Origin of the sequence: Skermanella rosea (assembly GCF_016806835.2) — a bacterium.
Lineage (GTDB): Bacteria > Pseudomonadota > Alphaproteobacteria > Azospirillales > Azospirillaceae > Skermanella > Skermanella rosea.
Genome location: NZ_CP086111.1, coordinates 665,456 through 680,654 on the forward strand (window position 1 = coordinate 665,456; position 15,199 = coordinate 680,654).

General features: G+C 67.9%; 15 protein-coding genes. 8 read left to right on the forward strand and 7 right to left on the reverse strand.

Features of this window, described 5'->3' with window-relative positions:
- Nucleotides 1-14: 14 nt before the first annotated feature.
- Nucleotides 15-611 (forward strand): formate dehydrogenase FDH3 subunit beta, encoded by a 597-nt coding sequence (fdh3B, locus tag JL101_RS03095; RefSeq protein WP_203100211.1) that lies wholly within the window; start codon nt 15-17, stop codon nt 609-611.
- Nucleotides 612-631: 20 nt separating this feature from the next.
- Nucleotides 632-1,675, forward strand: coding sequence for a formate dehydrogenase subunit gamma (locus JL101_RS03100; RefSeq protein ID WP_203100209.1), 1,044 nt, complete (start codon nt 632-634; stop codon nt 1,673-1,675).
- A gap of 8 nt (nt 1,676-1,683) precedes the next feature.
- Here the strand turns inward: JL101_RS03100 and JL101_RS03105 are convergent, their stop codons facing one another.
- A complete protein-coding gene (locus JL101_RS03105; RefSeq protein WP_203100207.1) occupies nt 1,684-3,291 on the reverse strand; it encodes a 5-guanidino-2-oxopentanoate decarboxylase in 1,608 nt (535 codons plus the stop codon).
- Nucleotides 3,288-3,812 (reverse strand): hypothetical protein, encoded by a 525-nt coding sequence (locus tag JL101_RS03110; RefSeq protein ID WP_203100205.1) that lies wholly within the window; start codon nt 3,810-3,812, stop codon nt 3,288-3,290. The genes JL101_RS03105 and JL101_RS03110 overlap by 4 nt, the downstream gene beginning before the upstream one ends.
- Before the next feature lie 195 nt (nt 3,813-4,007).
- Between JL101_RS03110 and JL101_RS03115 the strand changes: the two genes are divergently transcribed.
- Nucleotides 4,008-4,985 carry an HpcH/HpaI aldolase/citrate lyase family protein gene (locus JL101_RS03115; RefSeq protein ID WP_203100203.1) on the forward strand — a complete coding sequence of 326 codons (978 nt, stop codon included), beginning with the start codon at nt 4,008-4,010 and terminating at the stop codon, nt 4,983-4,985.
- A 57-nt stretch (nt 4,986-5,042) separates the two neighbouring features.
- Here the strand turns inward: JL101_RS03115 and JL101_RS03120 are convergent, their stop codons facing one another.
- Nucleotides 5,043-5,579: a GNAT family N-acetyltransferase gene (locus JL101_RS03120; protein ID WP_203100201.1), complete on the reverse strand. Its 537-nt coding sequence runs from the start codon at nt 5,577-5,579 to the stop codon at nt 5,043-5,045.
- A complete protein-coding gene (locus tag JL101_RS03125) occupies nt 5,576-5,857 on the reverse strand; it encodes a type II toxin-antitoxin system TacA family antitoxin (RefSeq protein WP_203100199.1) in 282 nt (93 codons plus the stop codon). Before JL101_RS03125 ends, JL101_RS03120 begins: the two co-directional genes overlap by 4 nt.
- A 173-nt stretch (nt 5,858-6,030) precedes the next feature.
- Here JL101_RS03125 and JL101_RS03130 point away from each other — a divergent pair, with 173 nt between their 5' ends.
- Genes JL101_RS03130 through JL101_RS03140 form a run of 3 tightly spaced genes read left to right on the forward strand, consistent with a single transcriptional unit; the run spans nt 6,031 to nt 8,091 of the window.
- Nucleotides 6,031-6,987 carry an acetyl-CoA carboxylase carboxyltransferase subunit alpha gene (locus JL101_RS03130; protein ID WP_203100197.1) on the forward strand — a complete coding sequence of 319 codons (957 nt, stop codon included), beginning with the start codon at nt 6,031-6,033 and terminating at the stop codon, nt 6,985-6,987.
- A gap of 16 nt (nt 6,988-7,003) precedes the next feature.
- Complete coding sequence (locus tag JL101_RS03135) at nt 7,004-7,513, forward strand: MAPEG family protein (RefSeq protein WP_203100195.1); 510 nt, start codon at nt 7,004-7,006, stop codon at nt 7,511-7,513.
- A gap of 50 nt (nt 7,514-7,563) precedes the next feature.
- Nucleotides 7,564-8,091: an OsmC family protein gene (locus tag JL101_RS03140; protein ID WP_203100193.1), complete on the forward strand. Its 528-nt coding sequence runs from the start codon at nt 7,564-7,566 to the stop codon at nt 8,089-8,091.
- A gap of 187 nt (nt 8,092-8,278) precedes the next feature.
- Here the strand turns inward: JL101_RS03140 and JL101_RS03145 are convergent, their stop codons facing one another.
- From JL101_RS03145 to secA, 3 genes are all read right to left on the reverse strand, one after another.
- On the reverse strand, nt 8,279-8,779 hold the full coding sequence (locus JL101_RS03145) for a pyridoxamine 5'-phosphate oxidase family protein (protein WP_203100191.1): 501 nt from the start codon (nt 8,777-8,779) through the stop codon (nt 8,279-8,281).
- Between the two features lie 85 nt (nt 8,780-8,864).
- Nucleotides 8,865-9,269 (reverse strand): hypothetical protein, encoded by a 405-nt coding sequence (locus JL101_RS03150; protein WP_203100189.1) that lies wholly within the window; start codon nt 9,267-9,269, stop codon nt 8,865-8,867.
- Nucleotides 9,270-9,453: 184 nt separating this feature from the next.
- Nucleotides 9,454-12,168, reverse strand: coding sequence for a preprotein translocase subunit SecA (gene secA, locus JL101_RS03155; protein WP_203100187.1), 2,715 nt, complete (start codon nt 12,166-12,168; stop codon nt 9,454-9,456).
- A gap of 330 nt (nt 12,169-12,498) precedes the next feature.
- Here secA and JL101_RS03160 point away from each other — a divergent pair, with 330 nt between their 5' ends.
- A complete protein-coding gene (locus tag JL101_RS03160) occupies nt 12,499-13,656 on the forward strand; it encodes a hypothetical protein (RefSeq protein ID WP_203100184.1) in 1,158 nt (385 codons plus the stop codon).
- A gap of 141 nt (nt 13,657-13,797) precedes the next feature.
- Nucleotides 13,798-15,126 (forward strand): esterase-like activity of phytase family protein, encoded by a 1,329-nt coding sequence (locus JL101_RS03165; protein WP_203100183.1) that lies wholly within the window; start codon nt 13,798-13,800, stop codon nt 15,124-15,126.
- Nucleotides 15,127-15,199 lie beyond the last annotated feature (73 nt).

Genomic DNA, 15,199 nt, shown 5'->3' on the forward strand with positions numbered 1-15,199 from the left:
CGGGGATCAAGGCAATGGCAAGAATGAAGTTCCTGTGCGACGCCGAACGCTGCATCGAATGCAACGCCTGCGTCACGGCCTGCAAGAACGAGCACGAGGTGCCCTGGGGCATCAACCGCCGGCGCGTCGTCACCCTCAACGACGGCAAGCCGGGCGAGCGGTCGATCTCCATGGCCTGCATGCACTGCACCGACGCGCCCTGCATGGCGGTGTGCCCGGTGGACTGCTTCTACAAGACCGCCGAGGGCGTGGTCCTGCACTCCAAGGACCTGTGCATCGGCTGCGGCTACTGCTTCTACGCCTGTCCGTTCGGGGCGCCGCAGTACCCGCAGGTCGGCAACTTCGGCAGCCGCGGCAAGATGGACAAGTGCACCTTCTGCGCCGGCGGCCCGGAGGACGACGTCACCCCGGCGGAGTACCGGAAATACGGCTCCAACCGCCTCGCCGAGGGCAAGCTGCCGCTCTGCGCGGAGATGTGCTCGACCAAGGCGCTGCTGGCCGGCGACGGCGACATCATCGCCGACATCTACAAGGAACGCGTCGTCCGGCGCGGTTACGGCTCCGGTGCCTGGGGCTGGTCGACCGCGTACAAGGACAAGGCGAGCGCCTAGGACCGGCTGGAGGAACGATCATGTCCATGATGAATCTCGGGCGCGTCCTGCGCCTCGCCGCGCTGACGCTCCTGCTGCTGGTCCCGGCGGTCGGGGCGCACGCCCAGACCCCGACCGGCGCGACCCCGGTCCCGCCGGGGCCGAACGCCCTGACCGGGCCGGACATCAGCAACGAGCAGCTGCTGTTCCAGCAGCTCCAGGGCGGCTTCCAGGGGCGCGTCAGCATCCCCGACCAGAAGTCGGCCACGCTGATCCAGCCGGAAGGCCGCGACTGGCGGGAGTTCCGCCAGGGTACCCTGAAGACCATCGCGGCGGTGGTGCTGCTGGGCAGCATCGCCGGATTGGTGATCTTCTACATGGTCCGCGGCAAGATCCGGATCGACGCCGGGCCGTCCCGCTTCCGGGTGCGGCGGTTCAACGGGCTGGAGCGGTTCGCCCACTGGATCACGGCCGTCAGCTTCCTGGTGCTGGCGCTGACCGGGCTCAACCTCGTGTTCGGCCGCTACATTCTGATCCCGCTGCTGGGACCGGAGGCGTTCACCACCCTCACCGTCTACGGCAAGCTGGCGCATAACTTCGTCAGCTTCCCGTTCGTGCTCGGCATCGTGCTGATGCTGCTGGTCTGGGTCCGCCACAACATCCCCGACGCCACCGACCTCGCCTGGGTCAAGGCGGCCGGCGGCCTGTTCTCCAAGGGCAAGCACCCGGCGGCGAAGAAGTTCAACGCCGGTCAGAAGATGATCTTCTGGCTGGTCGTGGCGGGCGGCGGCGTCGTGGCGGCCAGCGGCTACGTTCTGCTGTTCCCCTTCTACGTGACCGACGTCGCCGGCATGCAGCTCGCCCATCTGGTCCACGCCGTGCTGTCGGTGCTGCTGATCGCCGGCATCATCGGGCACATCTATATCGGCTCGGTCGGCATGGAAGGCGCCTTCGACGCCATGGGCAGCGGCGAGGTGGACGTCAACTGGGCGCGGGAACACCACAGCCTTTGGCTGGAGGAGGAGGCCCGCAAGGGCCGTGCGCCGCCGGCTCCCGGCGTCGGGTACCGGGCGCCGGCGGAGTAACGCCGGACCTACGTGGCGAACCGGTCCTGCCTCACCTCGATCAGGGTCGGTCCCCGCCGCTTGAAAGCCTCCATCAGGGCTGCCGTCAGCATCGCCGGATCTTCCGCGCGGAGGCTGTGGCAGCCCATCGCTTTCGCCAGCATGTGGTGGTCGGGGTTCCTCAGGGTGACGCCGATCTCCGGGATGCCGCGCTGGATCATGCCATCGCGGATCTGGCCGAAGCCATCGTTGTTCCACATCACGACCGCCAGCGGCATGTCCAGTTCGACCGCCGTCATCAGGTCCTGCACCGTGAACATCAGCCCGCCGTCCCCGATCAGGCAGACCACGTCGCGGTCCGGCATGGCCAGCTTGGCCCCGATCGAGGCCGGCAGGGCGAAGCCCAGGGTGCCGTACCCGTGCGGGTGGTGCCACGTCCGGGGCAGGTCGGCCGGCCACAGGCTGTTGCCGGCATAGGCGATCTGGGTCATGTCGGTCATGACGATGCCGTCGGCCGGCAGGCCCGCCCGGATCGCCGACAGCACTTCCCGATGCTGCCGGCGCAGGGGCGGAAGGTCGGCGGTGGCGGCCTCGCGCGCAGCCCTGACGGCGGCGTGCTGGCGGGCCGGGTTCGGCGTCGCCAGACGGTCCACCAGATCGCACAGGATGGAACCGGCGTCGCCCAGCAATGCCACGTCCGGGGCCGTGTCGCGGGTCAGCGCGGCCGGGTCGATGTCGATCCGGATCAGCGTCCCGCCGAACTTCGGCACGCCGCTCCAGAAATCCGTCTCCGCCAGCTCGGAGCCGGCGACCACCACCACGTCGGCGCGCTCGATGAATTCCACCATGGCCGGATGGTCGCAGGACGAACCCAGGTTCAGCGGATGACCGTCCGGCAGGACCCCCTTGGCGGCGCCGGTCGGCAGGACGGCCGCGCCGACCCCCTCCGCGAATTCGCGGACCGCCTTGGGGCAGTCGCGGGCGCCGCCGCCGACGATCATGGCGGGCCGCTCCGCCATGGCGATCAGGTCCGCGGCGCGGACCAGGGCGGCATCGCACGCCGCGGGGCGGCCGATGACGGCGCGGGCATCCGTGCGGAAGTCGGCAGGTGCCGCGAGCACGTCCAGCGGGATCTCGATATGGACCGGGCGGGGGCGGGCGGACTGGAACACGCCGAAGGCGCGCGCCATCACCTCCGGCAGCTCGGCCGCGTCCATCACGGTGTGGCTGAAGGCGCAGAGTGGGGCGATCGCCGCTTGCTGGCTGCGAAGCTCATGCAGCCGCCCGCGGCCCATGCCCAGGTCGCGCCGATCGTTGACGCTGCTCAGCACCAGCATGGGGATGCTGTCCGAATAGGCCTGCGCGATCGGCGTCGCGGCGTTGGTCAGGCCGGGACCCGTCGTCAGCAGGCAGGCGGCCGGGCGGCCCGACGCCCGGGCATAGCCGTCGGCCATGAAGCCGGCGCCCTGCTCGTGCCGCGGCGTGACGTGGCGGATGCGGCCGTTGGGCAATCCCCGGTAGAGCTCCAGCGTGTGGACCCCCGGTATGCCGAACACCGTGTCGATGCCGTAGGATTCGAGCAGGCGGATCGCCGATTCGCCGCATGTCGCTTTGCCGCCTGGCGCCCTGGAGGTCACGAAGTCACCTGCGCTTCCGGTTCTGTTTTTCCGTCCGGGGCAGCGTAGGCAGGCGTCGGGGCGCTGGCAAGCAATCCGAACAGCCGGTCGGCGTCGGCCCTGGCGATCGGCGGGATCGGCGTGGACCAGTCGGGCAGGGCGAACAGCGGCCAGGAAGGCTCGACCCGGAACCCGTCCCGGAAGAAGACGTCATGGCCGCCGGCCTGCTCGTGCCGCCAGCCTCCCGCCGCCTCGCACAGCGGCGGCAGGACGATGGTCCGCAGCGCCTCGGCGTAGTCGCGGCCTGGGGCGGAGCGGACCTGGAGCCCGATGAACAGCCCGACCGCGGCAAGGACGGGGGCGGCGGACCAGAGCAGCGGGTGGCCGACCCACGCGGCGATGCCCAGCCAGCCCAGGCACAGGGTCCCGAACGCCAGGGCGCGCCGCCGCAGGCGGATAGCGTGATGCCGGCGGGCATCCTCCAGCGGCATCAGGTGCGGCGCGATGCGCGCGGCGAACATGTCGTGGAAATCGCTTGGCATGGTACTTTCCGCCATTATGGTGCGGCTGCGAAGAAACGTAGTATCCATCGGCAGCGTGCCCGGCGGAATATCGCGCCTTCCGTACCGCACGCCATACCTGCCGCTTTCCGGACCTGGGAAGACGGCTCCGATACCGCGACGGCGCGGCGACCCGGTCGCCCGACCGCGCGGCGACACTGTGATGGGGGAACAGCAATGAGCTTCAAGATCGTCGAACAGGCTCCGGCCCGGCTCAACCGCAGCGAACTGGCGGTTCCCGGGAGCAGCCCGAAGTTGTTCGAGAAGGCCGCCAAATCGGCCGCCGACGTCATCTTCCTGGACCTGGAGGATGCCGTGGCGCCTGACGACAAGCCGCAGGCCCGCAAGAACATCGTCGAGGCGATCAACGACATCGACTGGGGCAACAAGACCCTGTCGGTCCGCATCAACGGCCTCGACACCCATTACATGTACCGCGACGTGGTCGAAGTGCTGGAGCAGTGCGGCGACCGGCTCGACCTGATCATGATCCCCAAGGTCGGCACCGCCGCCGACGTCTACGCGGTCGACATGCTGGTCACCCAGATCGAGGCCGCCAAGGGCCGCCGGAAGCGGATCGGCTTCGAGCTGATCATCGAGACCGCGCTCGGCATGGCCAACATCGACGAGATCGCGACCGCGTCGAAGCGCAACGAGAGCCTGCATTTCGGCGTCGCCGACTATGCCGCCTCGACCAAGGCGCAGACCACCGGCATCGGCGGCCCCAACCCGTCCTACGGCGTGCTGACCGACAAGGACGGCGACAAGCCGCGCGACTATCACTGGGGCGACATGTGGCATTATGCCACCGCGCGCATGGTGGTCGCGGCCCGCGCCGCCGGCCTGCGCCCGGTCGACGGCCCGTTCGGCGACTTCTCCGACGCCGACGGCTACAAGGCCCAGGGCCGGCGCGCCGCCGTGCTGGGCTGCGAGGGCAAGTGGGCCATCCACCCCTCCCAGATCCCCCTGGCGAACGAGGTGTTCAGCCCGTCCGAGGCCGAGATCACCAAGGCCAAGCGCATCCTGGAAGCGATGGAGCAGGCCCAGAAGGAAGGCCGGGGCGCCGTGGCCCTGGACGGCCGCCTGATCGACATCGCGTCGATCCGCCAGGCGGAGGTGATGGTCAAGAAGGCCGAGCAGATCGCCGGCTCGTAAGCGCATGCCGGCGGCGCCCGCCCGGGTGCCGCCGGAACGCCGCTCCCGGCGAAACCCTCAGCCTTCGGGTCCCGGGCGGTTCGAGGGCGGGAGAGCGAGGAACATGCGCCGCTCCGGTCCCAGCAGGGATCGGAAGCCGAAAGCCGCATAGAAGCGACGGGCCGCTTCATCGATGGGATCGACGGCAATGACCGTCATGGCCACGGTCTGCGCGGCCAGCATGGTCTTCTTGACTGCGTCGGCGAGCAGCAGGCTGCCGAGACCCCGCCGTGCGACGATCTGATCGACTGCCAGCCGTCCGACCAGGGCTGCGGGGACAGGATATTTCGGCAGGCGTTTCGTCATGTCGGGCGGTAGATCGCCGGCCGCTATGGTCGCCGCGCTCAAGGTATAATAGCCGAGGATGCGGTCCGGATGCTCAGCGGACACCGCCACGAAAACGCGCGCCGTGACCCGCCGCATGTCCTGCGATGCCTGCTGCCGGATGTAGCGGTCCAGCGGATCCACGCCGCAGGCGAAGGCCCCCCGGTCGTGACCCTGTCCCAGCGCTTCGATTCGCAATGATCCTGCCGGCCAGGGGGCGACCGGGTTCACGGGCGCAGAATCCGCCCATGTTCGGCAAGCGCACGCCGCAGCCGCTCGTTCGGCTCGGGGGGATCGAGCAGCAAGTCCTGGAAGCGCGCCCATTCTTCGGCGGTAAGGGCGATCATCTCGTGCTCACGCACGACGGTTTCCGCTTTCTGCAAAGCCACGTCGATGACGAAATCCGTCAGCGTCTTGTCAAGATAAGCGGCGGCGCGCTCCAATTTCTGCTTGGATTGGGGGCTGAGTCGAAGACTGACGCGATCCTGGCGCTGGGCGACGCGTGGCATGAAGGCTTCTCCGGAAAGTGCCGCCGGGAGATTGTACGCCTATTAGGCGCACGCGGCAAGGATCATCCACTTGGTAGCAAACTAACCTTTCTGCGTCCTATTAGCGCTGGCTAGCCTATGGGTCGTGTGGTAGGGAAACCGGTCATTTTCCCAGCCCGTCGTGAAATACCTTCATGCAGACGTTTCTTGAATTTGAAAAGCCGATCGCGGAACTCGAAGGCAAGATCGAGGAGCTGCGGCACCTGACCGATACCGGCGACATCAACATCGCCGAGGAAGTCTCCAAGCTCCAGGCCAAGGTCGACAAGCTGCTGCGTCAGACCTATGCCAAGCTGGCGCCGGCGCAGAAAGTCCAGGTGGCCCGCCATCCCAACCGGCCGCACTGCATGGATTACATCGACAGTCTGGTCCAGGATTTCACGCCGCTCGCCGGCGACCGGGGGTTCGCGGAGGACCGCGCCGTCATCGGCGGCATCGGGAGGTTCCGGGGCCGTTCCGTCATGGTGATCGGCCAGGAGAAGGGGCACGACACCGAAAGCCGCGTCCGGCACAATTTCGGCATGGCCAAGCCGGAAGGCTACCGCAAGGCGATCCGCCTGATGGAGCTTGCCGACCGCTTCAAGCTGCCGGTCATCACCCTGGTCGATACCGCGGGGGCCTACCCCGGCGTCGGCGCCGAGGAGCGGGGCCAGGCCGAGGCCATCGCCAAGTCGATCGACACCTGCCTGAGGCTGAAGGTGCCGATGGTCGCCACGGTGATCGGCGAGGGCGGCTCCGGCGGGGCCATCGCGCTGGCCGCCGCCGACCGGGTCATGATGCTTGAGCACGCCATCTATTCGGTCATCTCGCCGGAAGGCTGCGCCTCGATCCTGTGGCGGACCAACACGGCGGCGGCGGAGGCCGCGGCGGCGCTCAGGCTGACCGCCCAGGACCTCAAGGACCTCGGCGTGATCGACCGCGTGATCGCGGAGCCGATCGGCGGCGCCCACCGCGACCGGGACGAGATCATGACCGCGGTCGGCAACGCCATCGAGGATTGCCTGGATGAACTCCGCGGCCTGGAAGGCGGCGCCCTGCGCCTCAAGCGGCGCGACAAGTTCCTGGAGATGGGCCAGAAAGGCCTGTCCTGACGCGATGCCCGGGCCGGTGCTAGACCGTCGCCACCTGATCTCGGCGGCCGGGGTCGTCTTCGGGACGGCCCTGGCCTGGGGCGGCCTCGCGCTCTTCTGGCCCGGACCCGCGGCCGGCTCCGGCCCTGCGGCCGACGGGTCGGCCTCCGCCGCCGGCTTGCTGGTCTGGCCAGCGCTCCTGCTGCTCCTGATGGTCCTCACGGTCGCCCTGGCCCGGTTCGCCACCGCCGCGTTCGATCCCCTGACGGATCCCGAAAGCCGGTTCCAGCGGCGCGCCCAGCGGGCCCTGTCCAACTCGGTCGAGCAGACCGCGGTCTTCGTGCCGGCGATGCTCTCCGCCGCGGCGCTGGCCGCTCCCGGGGATATCCGCCTCGCCGGCGTCATGACCGGGCTGTTCTGCGTGTCCCGCCTGTTGTTCTGGATCGGGTACCTGATCCATCCCTACCTGCGGGCACCGGGAATGATCATGACGCTCAACGTCAATGCCGCTATCGTCGGCTATGCAGTCTACCGGGCGCTGGGGTAAGCGGAACTCCGCGAGGCGGACCATAAGCAACGAACCGGAGGAAACGTCCCATGGATGCCGAAACCCTCAAGGCCGTCCAGGCTCCCTTGAAGCAGCGATACCGCGACGTGCCGGACAGCGCGGTCATCACCCTGAAGGCCGAAGGCACCGTCGGGGCCGAGGGCGTGACCTGCAAGGTCGATACCGGCCGGGCGCTGGTCGAGGCCGGTCTTCATCCCGCCGCCGGCGGCGACGGAACTGCGGCCTGTTCGGGCGACATGCTGCTGGAGGCGCTGGTCGCCTGCGCCGGCGTGACCCTGCGGGCGGTCGCCACGGCGCTGGACATCGATCTGCGCGGCGGTACCGTGCGGGCCGAAGGCGACCTGGACATGCGGGGCACCCTGGGTGTCTCGAAGGAGGCGCCGGTGGGCTTCCGCTCCATCCGCATGACCTTCGACCTGGATACCGACGCCGACGACGAGAAGCTCGCCAGCCTGCTCAAGCTGACGGAGCGGTATTGCGTGATCTATCAGACACTGCGCAACCCGCCTGCCGCCGAAGCCAGGATCGTCCGGAACAGCGACCATCCGGCCCGGTAGTCACCGGTTCGATCAGGAGAGGCTCTTCCGGCAGGGCTCCGATCCTCTCACCGTCATGACCGGGCTTGACCCGGTCATCCACGCCCGAACTTCATCGACCTGGTTCGCGCGTGGATGCGCGGGTCAAGCCCGCGCACGACGAAAGAGGGGCGCCGCGTAGGGCGGGTAGAGCAGGGCGGCACCCGGCCTACATGTTGATCTTCTTGTTGTCGCCGGGATGAGGCGGCTCGCCGGTCAGCTTGGCCTTCACGTAGCCGTAGGCATGGACCATCGCGCTGGACGGGCTGTCCCAGTATTCGGCCTTCGTCACGTGGACGCGGAGCAGGGCGATGTTCGGATCGTCCTTGCCCTTCGGGAACCAGGCGGCGAGGGGCTCGCTCCAGAGTTCCTCGATCTTCCCCTTGTCCCGGACGAGCTGGGCCGTGCCGGAGATCGAGACATAGTTCTGGTCGTCGGGATCGGCGTAGCTCAAGTTGACTTCATGGTGCTGGTTGACTTCATCCACCTTGTGGGAATTGGCACCGGTGAAGAACCAGAGATCGCCATCGAATTCGGATTGCTGGGCGACCATAGGACGGCTGCGGAGGGTACCGTCATCATCGATGGTGGTCATCATCGTGAAGCGGATGTCCTTGATCATCCCCCAGAGCTTCTTGATGTCGTCTGAATTCTGGGCGCTGGTAGCCATCGTGGCTCTCTCCGTTCCAATTGAGTATTGCACTTCAACAGGAGGAGAGCCGCGGTGTTCCCGACATCCGCCGTGCGGCGGCGGATCAGAGCATCAGCGTGGGGAACGCCAGCAGCACGCCCAGCGCCGCGATCCCCAGCAGGGCGGTGGCGCAGTGGCCGTAGTCGCCCGCCAGGGGCGCCAGGGAGAACTCGACGCCGGCCCGCTTCAGCGCCTGCCGGGCGTACTTCTCGGGCTCCGGGCAGCGTACGCCGTCGATCCGGAACTTCGTCAGCATGTCGGAGAGGTCCTGGACGGCGGTCTCGCCGGGCAGGGCCATCAGCCGGCGGGCGGTCGAGACGGGTTCGCGGCCGCAGGCCTCCAGGGCGGAGCGCAGCGTGATCGGCCGGTTCGTGACGCGGGAATTGCCGATCCGGTGGGCGAGGAGCTTGCCGATGACGTCTTCGGACTGACGGGAAACTCCGGAAACACACGGGAAGAACGCGCGCATGAACCTGACCTCCGCTTGAGTGCATATGACCTATGGCGGAGATTGTGCGGCGCACAGACCGGTGCGACGTTGATCCATGTCAAGTTTTTGGAAAATCGTCGCAGGGGGCTTCAGTTACATTTTAGACTGTATGTCCAGACCCCCGGGGCTCCCCGTTCGAGGTGCCCCGGGCATATCCGGCTGTTCAGGCGACCCGCCCGTGGCAGTGCTTGTACTTCTTGCCGGACCCGCAGGGGCACAGGGCGTTGCGCGGCGTACGCGGGTCGATCTCGGCTTCGGAGCCGACCGACGCGGGGGCCACGCGCCGTACCATCCCGTCCGGCAGGGCCGCGTCGGCCGGAACGGCGTCGGCGGCGGCAAGCGCCGGGTCCTGGCGTGACTCGACGCCCTCGAACGGCGGCGGCTCCATGTCCTCGGGGTGGTTCACCCGCATCTCGACATAGGACAGCACGGTGGTGACCGTCTCGCGCAGGTGCGACAGCATCCCCTCGAACAGTTCGAAGGCTTCGCGCTTGTATTCGTTCAGCGGGTCGCGCTGGGCGTAGGCGCGCAGGTTGATGCCCTGGCGCAGATGGTCCAGGTGCAGCAGATGCTCCTTCCAGGCTTGGTCGAGCAGCTGGAGCAGCAGGCTCTTCTCGGCCGCCCGCATCAGTTCGGGACCGTAATTGGCCGCCTTCTGCGCCATCTTCTCGTCGGAGGCGCGGCGCACCCGGTCCTCGATCTCCGCCTCGGCGATGCCCTCTTCCTTGGCCCAGTCATGTACCGGCAGGTCCAGGTTCAGGACCCGGCGGATCTCCTCGTGCAGGCCGTCGATGTTCCACTGCTCGGCATAGGCATTCGCCGGGATGGCCTTCTTGACCATCTCCTCGATCACCTCGTGGCGCATGTCCTCGATGGTGCCGCCGATCTCCGGCGCGTCCATGATCTCGCGGCGCTGCTCGTAGACGACCTTCCGCTGGTCGTTCATCACGTTGTCGTACTTGAGCAGGTTCTTGCGGATCTCGAAGTTGTGCGCCTCGACCTTCTGCTGCGCCTTCTCCAGGGCCTTGTTGATCCAGCTGTGGACGATCGCCTCGCCCTCCTTCAGGCCCAGGCGCTGGAGCATGCCGTCCATGCGCTCGGACCCGAAGATCCGCATCAGGTCGTCGTCCAGGCTGAGGAAGAACTTGGAGGCGCCGGGGTCGCCCTGGCGGCCCGACCGGCCGCGCAGCTGGTTGTCGATGCGCCGGCTCTCGTGCCGCTCGGTGCCGATCACGAACAGGCCGCCGGCCTCCTTCACGATCTCCTTGTCGCGCGCGATCTCGGCCTGGATCTCGGCCGTGCGGCGCTCCCGCTCGGCCGGATCCTGGATGTCGGCCAGCTCGACCGCCAGGCGCATTTCCAAGTTGCCGCCCAACTGGATGTCGGTGCCGCGGCCCGCCATGTTGGTGGCGATCGTCACGGCGCCGGGCCGGCCGGCCTGGGCGATGATCTGCGCTTCCTGCTCGTGGTAGCGGGCGTTCAGCACCGCGTGCGGGATGTTCTTCTTCTTGAGCAGGTCGGACAGCACTTCCGACTTCTCGATCGACACGGTGCCGACCAGGATCGGCTGTTTGCGCGCCCGGCACTCCTCGACCAGGATCGCGATGGCGTCGAACTTCTCGCGGCCGGTGCGGTAGACCTCGTCGTCGAAATCCTTGCGCTGGACCGCGACGTTGGTCGGCATCTCGACCACTTCCAGGCCATAGATCTCGGCGAACTCGTTCGCCTCGGTCATGGCGGTGCCGGTCATGCCGGACAGGCGCGGATAGAGGCGGAAATAGTTCTGGAAGGTGATCGAGGCCAGCGTCTGGTTCTCGCGCTGGATCGTCACGCCCTCCTTGGCCTCCAGCGCCTGGTGAAGGCCCTCGGAATAGCGCCGGCCCTCCATCATGCGGCCGGTGAACTCGTCGATGATGATGACCTTGTCATCCTTGACGATGTAGTCCTTGTCCCGCTGGAACAGGGTGTGCGCCCGCAGGGCCTGGTTGGCGTGGTGGACCAGGCTGACGTTCTGGATGTCGTAGAGGTTGCCCTCCGTCAGCAGGCCCATGTCGCGCAGGATCTGCTCGACCTTCTCGGTGCCGGCCTCGGTCAGGCTGACGGCGCGGACCTTCTCGTCCTTCTCGTAATCCTCGGCGGACAGGTGCGGGATCACCCGGTTGACCGCGATATAGAGTTCGGAGCTGTCGGTCGAGGGGCCGGAGATGATCAGCGGCGTGCGCGCCTCGTCGATCAGGATGCTGTCGACCTCGTCGACGATCGCGAAGTTGAACGGCCGCTGGACCATGTCCTCCAGCCGGAACTTCATGTTGTCGCGCAGGTAGTCGAAGCCGAACTCGTTGTTGGTGCCGTAGGTGATGTCGGCGGCATAGGCCATCTTGCGCTCGAAATCGTCCAGCCCGTGGACGATGCAGCCGACCGAAAGCCCCAGGAAGCCGTAGACCTTGCCCATCCAGCCGCTGTCGCGCTTGGCCAGGTAGTCGTTGACGGTGACGACGTGGACGCCCTTGCCGGCGATCGCGTTGAGATAGACCGGGAGCGTGGCGACCAGCGTCTTGCCTTCGCCGGTCCGCATCTCCGCGATCTTGCCCTGGTGCAGGACGATGCCGCCCATCAGCTGGACGTCGAAGTGGCGCTGCCCCAGGACGCGCTTGGCCGCCTCGCGCACGGTGGCGAAGGCGTCGGGCAGGATGTCGTCCAGCGTCTCGCCCTTTTCGAGGCGCTCGCGCAGCCAGTCGGTGCGCATCCGGAGTTCGTCGTCCGACAGGCCGGCTACCTTCGGCTCCAGGGCGTTGATGACCTCGACCTGCCGCAGCAGCGCCTTCACGGTGCGATCATTCGCGGTGCCGAAAAGTTTACGGGCAATAGCACCGAACATTGAGACCTCGGGTTAGAGCAAAGAACGGTATGAGCAAGAAACGGCTGGCGCACGATCCAGGGCGCCCGCTCGGCATCGGCCCGGGCATGGCACGGCCTTGACATAAGAGTGCGCGCAATGCCTGTCAACAAGCCTGCGGCTGCACCACCCTTGCGCCTGTAGCCATGCACCCGGCGGCACCCGCGGCCTTCGGCAGGTGCGGCAAGCGTCTTAAGCAATCGTTAAGCCGTATGGGACAAAGATAAGCCCGCGGAGAGGCTTTTCCAACCGCGCAGTAGGCGCAGGCAGCCGCTCCCCCCGTCGTTATTGGCCCTTAGAAGGAGGCAGCCGATGGTCGGCATGATGGAAGTTCTGGCCCAGACTCTGCCCGCGGGCCTCAAGCGCACCGTTCCCGGACCGGCCCAGCCCCAGGTCGCCGCGAAGTCCGAAGCGCCGCCGCGCCGGGACGCCGCCCCGGACGCGGCTCCCCGGACCCCGTCCAATTCGAATTCCGGCGCCCCGGACGATTCCCCGAATGCCGGGAGCGTCAAGGTCGAGTTTTCCGCGACGGCGATGCGGCTCAGTCAGGTCGTCAGCGAGAATTCCCGCCTCGCGCGGACTCCGCTGTCGGTCGGACGGGCGCGCGAGCCCGAACGGCCGCTCGACGCCGTGCTGGAAAAGGTGCGCGAGGACCTGATCAAGGTCCTCCGCATGTTCGGCCGCTCGGAGGAGGAAAGCCTCAAGGCCGCCGAGGCGGTCGCCGGCAAGGCCCGGGAGGCGACCGCCCGCGGCCCGCTGGCCGCGCGCTCGCCGGAGCCGGGCCAGGCGTCGGCCAACATCTCGCTGGTCTTCCAGTCGGTCAGCCTGAAGATCACCAGCGAGACCGGCAACATTGAGGCTTCCATAGAGATGGTGCGCCTGGACGCCAGCATGACGACGGGGGCCGCCCTGGCGGTCGGGCTTCCGGGTGGAGGGGGCGGCGCTGGAGGCGGCGGGGCTGGCGGGGGCGGCGCCGGCGGTGGTGGCCAGCAGGTCGATCCGCTGGTGCTGGACATGGATGGCAACGGCATCGACCTGACCACGGCGCAGTCCGGCGTCCTGTTCGACATCGATGGCGACGGCTCCCGCGACCGGACCGCGTGGGTGGCGGGGAAGGATGCGTTCCTGGCGCTCGACCGCGACGGCAACGGAAGGATCGACGACGGGCGCGAGCTTTTCGGCGAGCAGAACGGCGCCGCCGGCGGGTTCGCCGAACTGGCCCGGTTCGACCAGGACGGCAACAGCGTCATCGATCGCCGCGATGCCGTGTTCAATTCGCTGATCCTGCTGCGCGGCGACGGTGCCATGACCCGCCTGCGGGACGAGGGCATCACCGAGATCCGCCTCGACCTCGCGATTCCGGTCGACCAGCGCCTGGCCGGCGGCAATGCGGTCGCCCGGAGCGAGTTCGGCCGGGCCGACGGTAGTCGGGGAATGCTCGCCGACGTCCTGCTCGACGTGACGGTCTGACCCTTTCGTCAAGGGGTGGGCATCCGGCGGCGGGGATCAGGGACCGCCGCCGGATGCGAATGTGTCATGCGGCTGTCATCCTGCTGTAATCCGTTGCGCCTAAGTTCCGCGAAATTTTCCTGATTGCGGAGACCCGACGGAATGCGCGTACGCCTGCTCCCGATACCGGCCCTCATGATCGGCGCGCTGGCCGCCGCCCCGCTTCCGGCCGCCGCCCAGGCGCCCTCCGTGGGCGTCCAGGTGCATACGAGCAGCGATCCGATCCTGACCCTGCGCAAGGTCGCTTTCGAGGGCGGCAAGACCCTCGACCTCTCCGTCGGGATCGGCAGCGGCGCGTTCCGCGGCAAGGACGATCCGGCCGACATCTTCCACACGGTCAGCGACCGCGGCCCCAACTTCACCTGCGGCGACGCCGAGGACATCGTCGGCGTCAAGGGCGAGAAGATCTGCGGCGACGTGAAGCGGGGCCGCATCTACCCGGTGCCGGACTACAGCCCCTCGATCTACCGCATCCAGGTGCTGGAGGGCGGCACCTTCCGCGTGCTCGACAGCATCTCGCTGAAGGATGCCCGGGGCAACCCGGTGGACGGCATGCTGAACCCGCTGACCGTGGCCTCGACCGAGCAGCCGCTGGACGCCGCCGGGAACAAGCTCAAGCAGAACCCCAATGCCGTGGACGCCGAGGGGATCGTCCGCCTGTCCGACGGCAGCTTCTGGATCGGCGACGAGAACGGGCCTTCCATCCTGCACGCGGGTCCCGACGGCCGCATCCAGGTCCGCCATGTCCCGGCCGGGACGGAAAAGGACTATGCCGGCGCCGGCTACGAGGTGAAGGGCACGCTGCCGGCCATCCTGGCCAAGCGGGCGCTGAACCGCGGCATCGAATCCATGGCGGTTTCCGAGGACGGGAAGTTCCTCTATTTCGTCCTTCAGAACCCGCTGGCCAACCCGGACAACGACGCCTACGCGGACGCCGCCAATACCCGGCTGTTCAAGCTGGACCGCGCGACCATGCAGGTCGCGGGCGAATATGTCTACGTGATGGAGCCGACCTCGGCCTACCGGGGCGAGGAGAAGAAGAAGCAGAGCACCGTGCGCATCAGCGAGCTGATGCATCTCGCCGGCGACGACCTGCTGATCCTGGAGCGGACGGAGCGGACCACCAAGATCTTCCGCATCGCCCTGGCCGGCGCCACGGACATCCGGGGCGGCAAGTGGGACGACGCGGCCACGGCCCCCTCGCTGGAACAGGCCGACCTCGCCAAGGAAGGCGTCGTGCCGGCTGCCAAGTCCCTTGTGCTCGACACCGCGGACCATCCCGGGATTCCGCCCAAGATCGAGGGCATGGCCCTTTTCGGCGACGGCGCGCTGATGCTGATCAACGACGACGATTTCGGCATCGACGGCAAGCGCACCGCGGTCATGAAGGTCACCGGGCTCGGTCTCGACACTCCGGCCAAGGCCAAATAAGGCCGCTGATCGGACGATCCATGGCGGGGGTGTGGCGGGGTTCGGGCATTTGCCGGACCCCGGCAGTCCCGCC

Excerpts from the sequence above, each read along its gene's own strand:
- JL101_RS03150 (WP_203100189.1), bottom strand. The coding sequence starts at position 9,269 with ATGCGCGCGTTCTTCCCGTGTGTTTCCGGAGTTTCCCGTCAGTCCGAA.
- JL101_RS03160 (WP_203100184.1), top strand. The coding sequence starts at position 12,499 with ATGGTCGGCATGATGGAAGTTCTGGCCCAGACTCTGCCCGCGGGCCTC.
- JL101_RS03115 (WP_203100203.1), top strand. The coding sequence starts at position 4,008 with ATGAGCTTCAAGATCGTCGAACAGGCTCCGGCCCGGCTCAACCGCAGC.
- JL101_RS03140 (WP_203100193.1), top strand. The coding sequence starts at position 7,564 with ATGGATGCCGAAACCCTCAAGGCCGTCCAGGCTCCCTTGAAGCAGCGA.
- JL101_RS03130 (WP_203100197.1), top strand. The coding sequence starts at position 6,031 with ATGCAGACGTTTCTTGAATTTGAAAAGCCGATCGCGGAACTCGAAGGC.
- fdh3B (WP_203100211.1), top strand. The coding sequence starts at position 15 with ATGGCAAGAATGAAGTTCCTGTGCGACGCCGAACGCTGCATCGAATGC.
- secA (WP_203100187.1), bottom strand. The coding sequence starts at position 12,168 with ATGTTCGGTGCTATTGCCCGTAAACTTTTCGGCACCGCGAATGATCGC.
- JL101_RS03110 (WP_203100205.1), bottom strand. The coding sequence starts at position 3,812 with ATGCCAAGCGATTTCCACGACATGTTCGCCGCGCGCATCGCGCCGCAC.
- JL101_RS03125 (WP_203100199.1), bottom strand. The coding sequence starts at position 5,857 with ATGCCACGCGTCGCCCAGCGCCAGGATCGCGTCAGTCTTCGACTCAGC.
- JL101_RS03100 (WP_203100209.1), top strand. The coding sequence starts at position 632 with ATGTCCATGATGAATCTCGGGCGCGTCCTGCGCCTCGCCGCGCTGACG.
- JL101_RS03165 (WP_203100183.1), top strand. The coding sequence starts at position 13,798 with ATGCGCGTACGCCTGCTCCCGATACCGGCCCTCATGATCGGCGCGCTG.
- JL101_RS03145 (WP_203100191.1), bottom strand. The coding sequence starts at position 8,779 with ATGGCTACCAGCGCCCAGAATTCAGACGACATCAAGAAGCTCTGGGGG.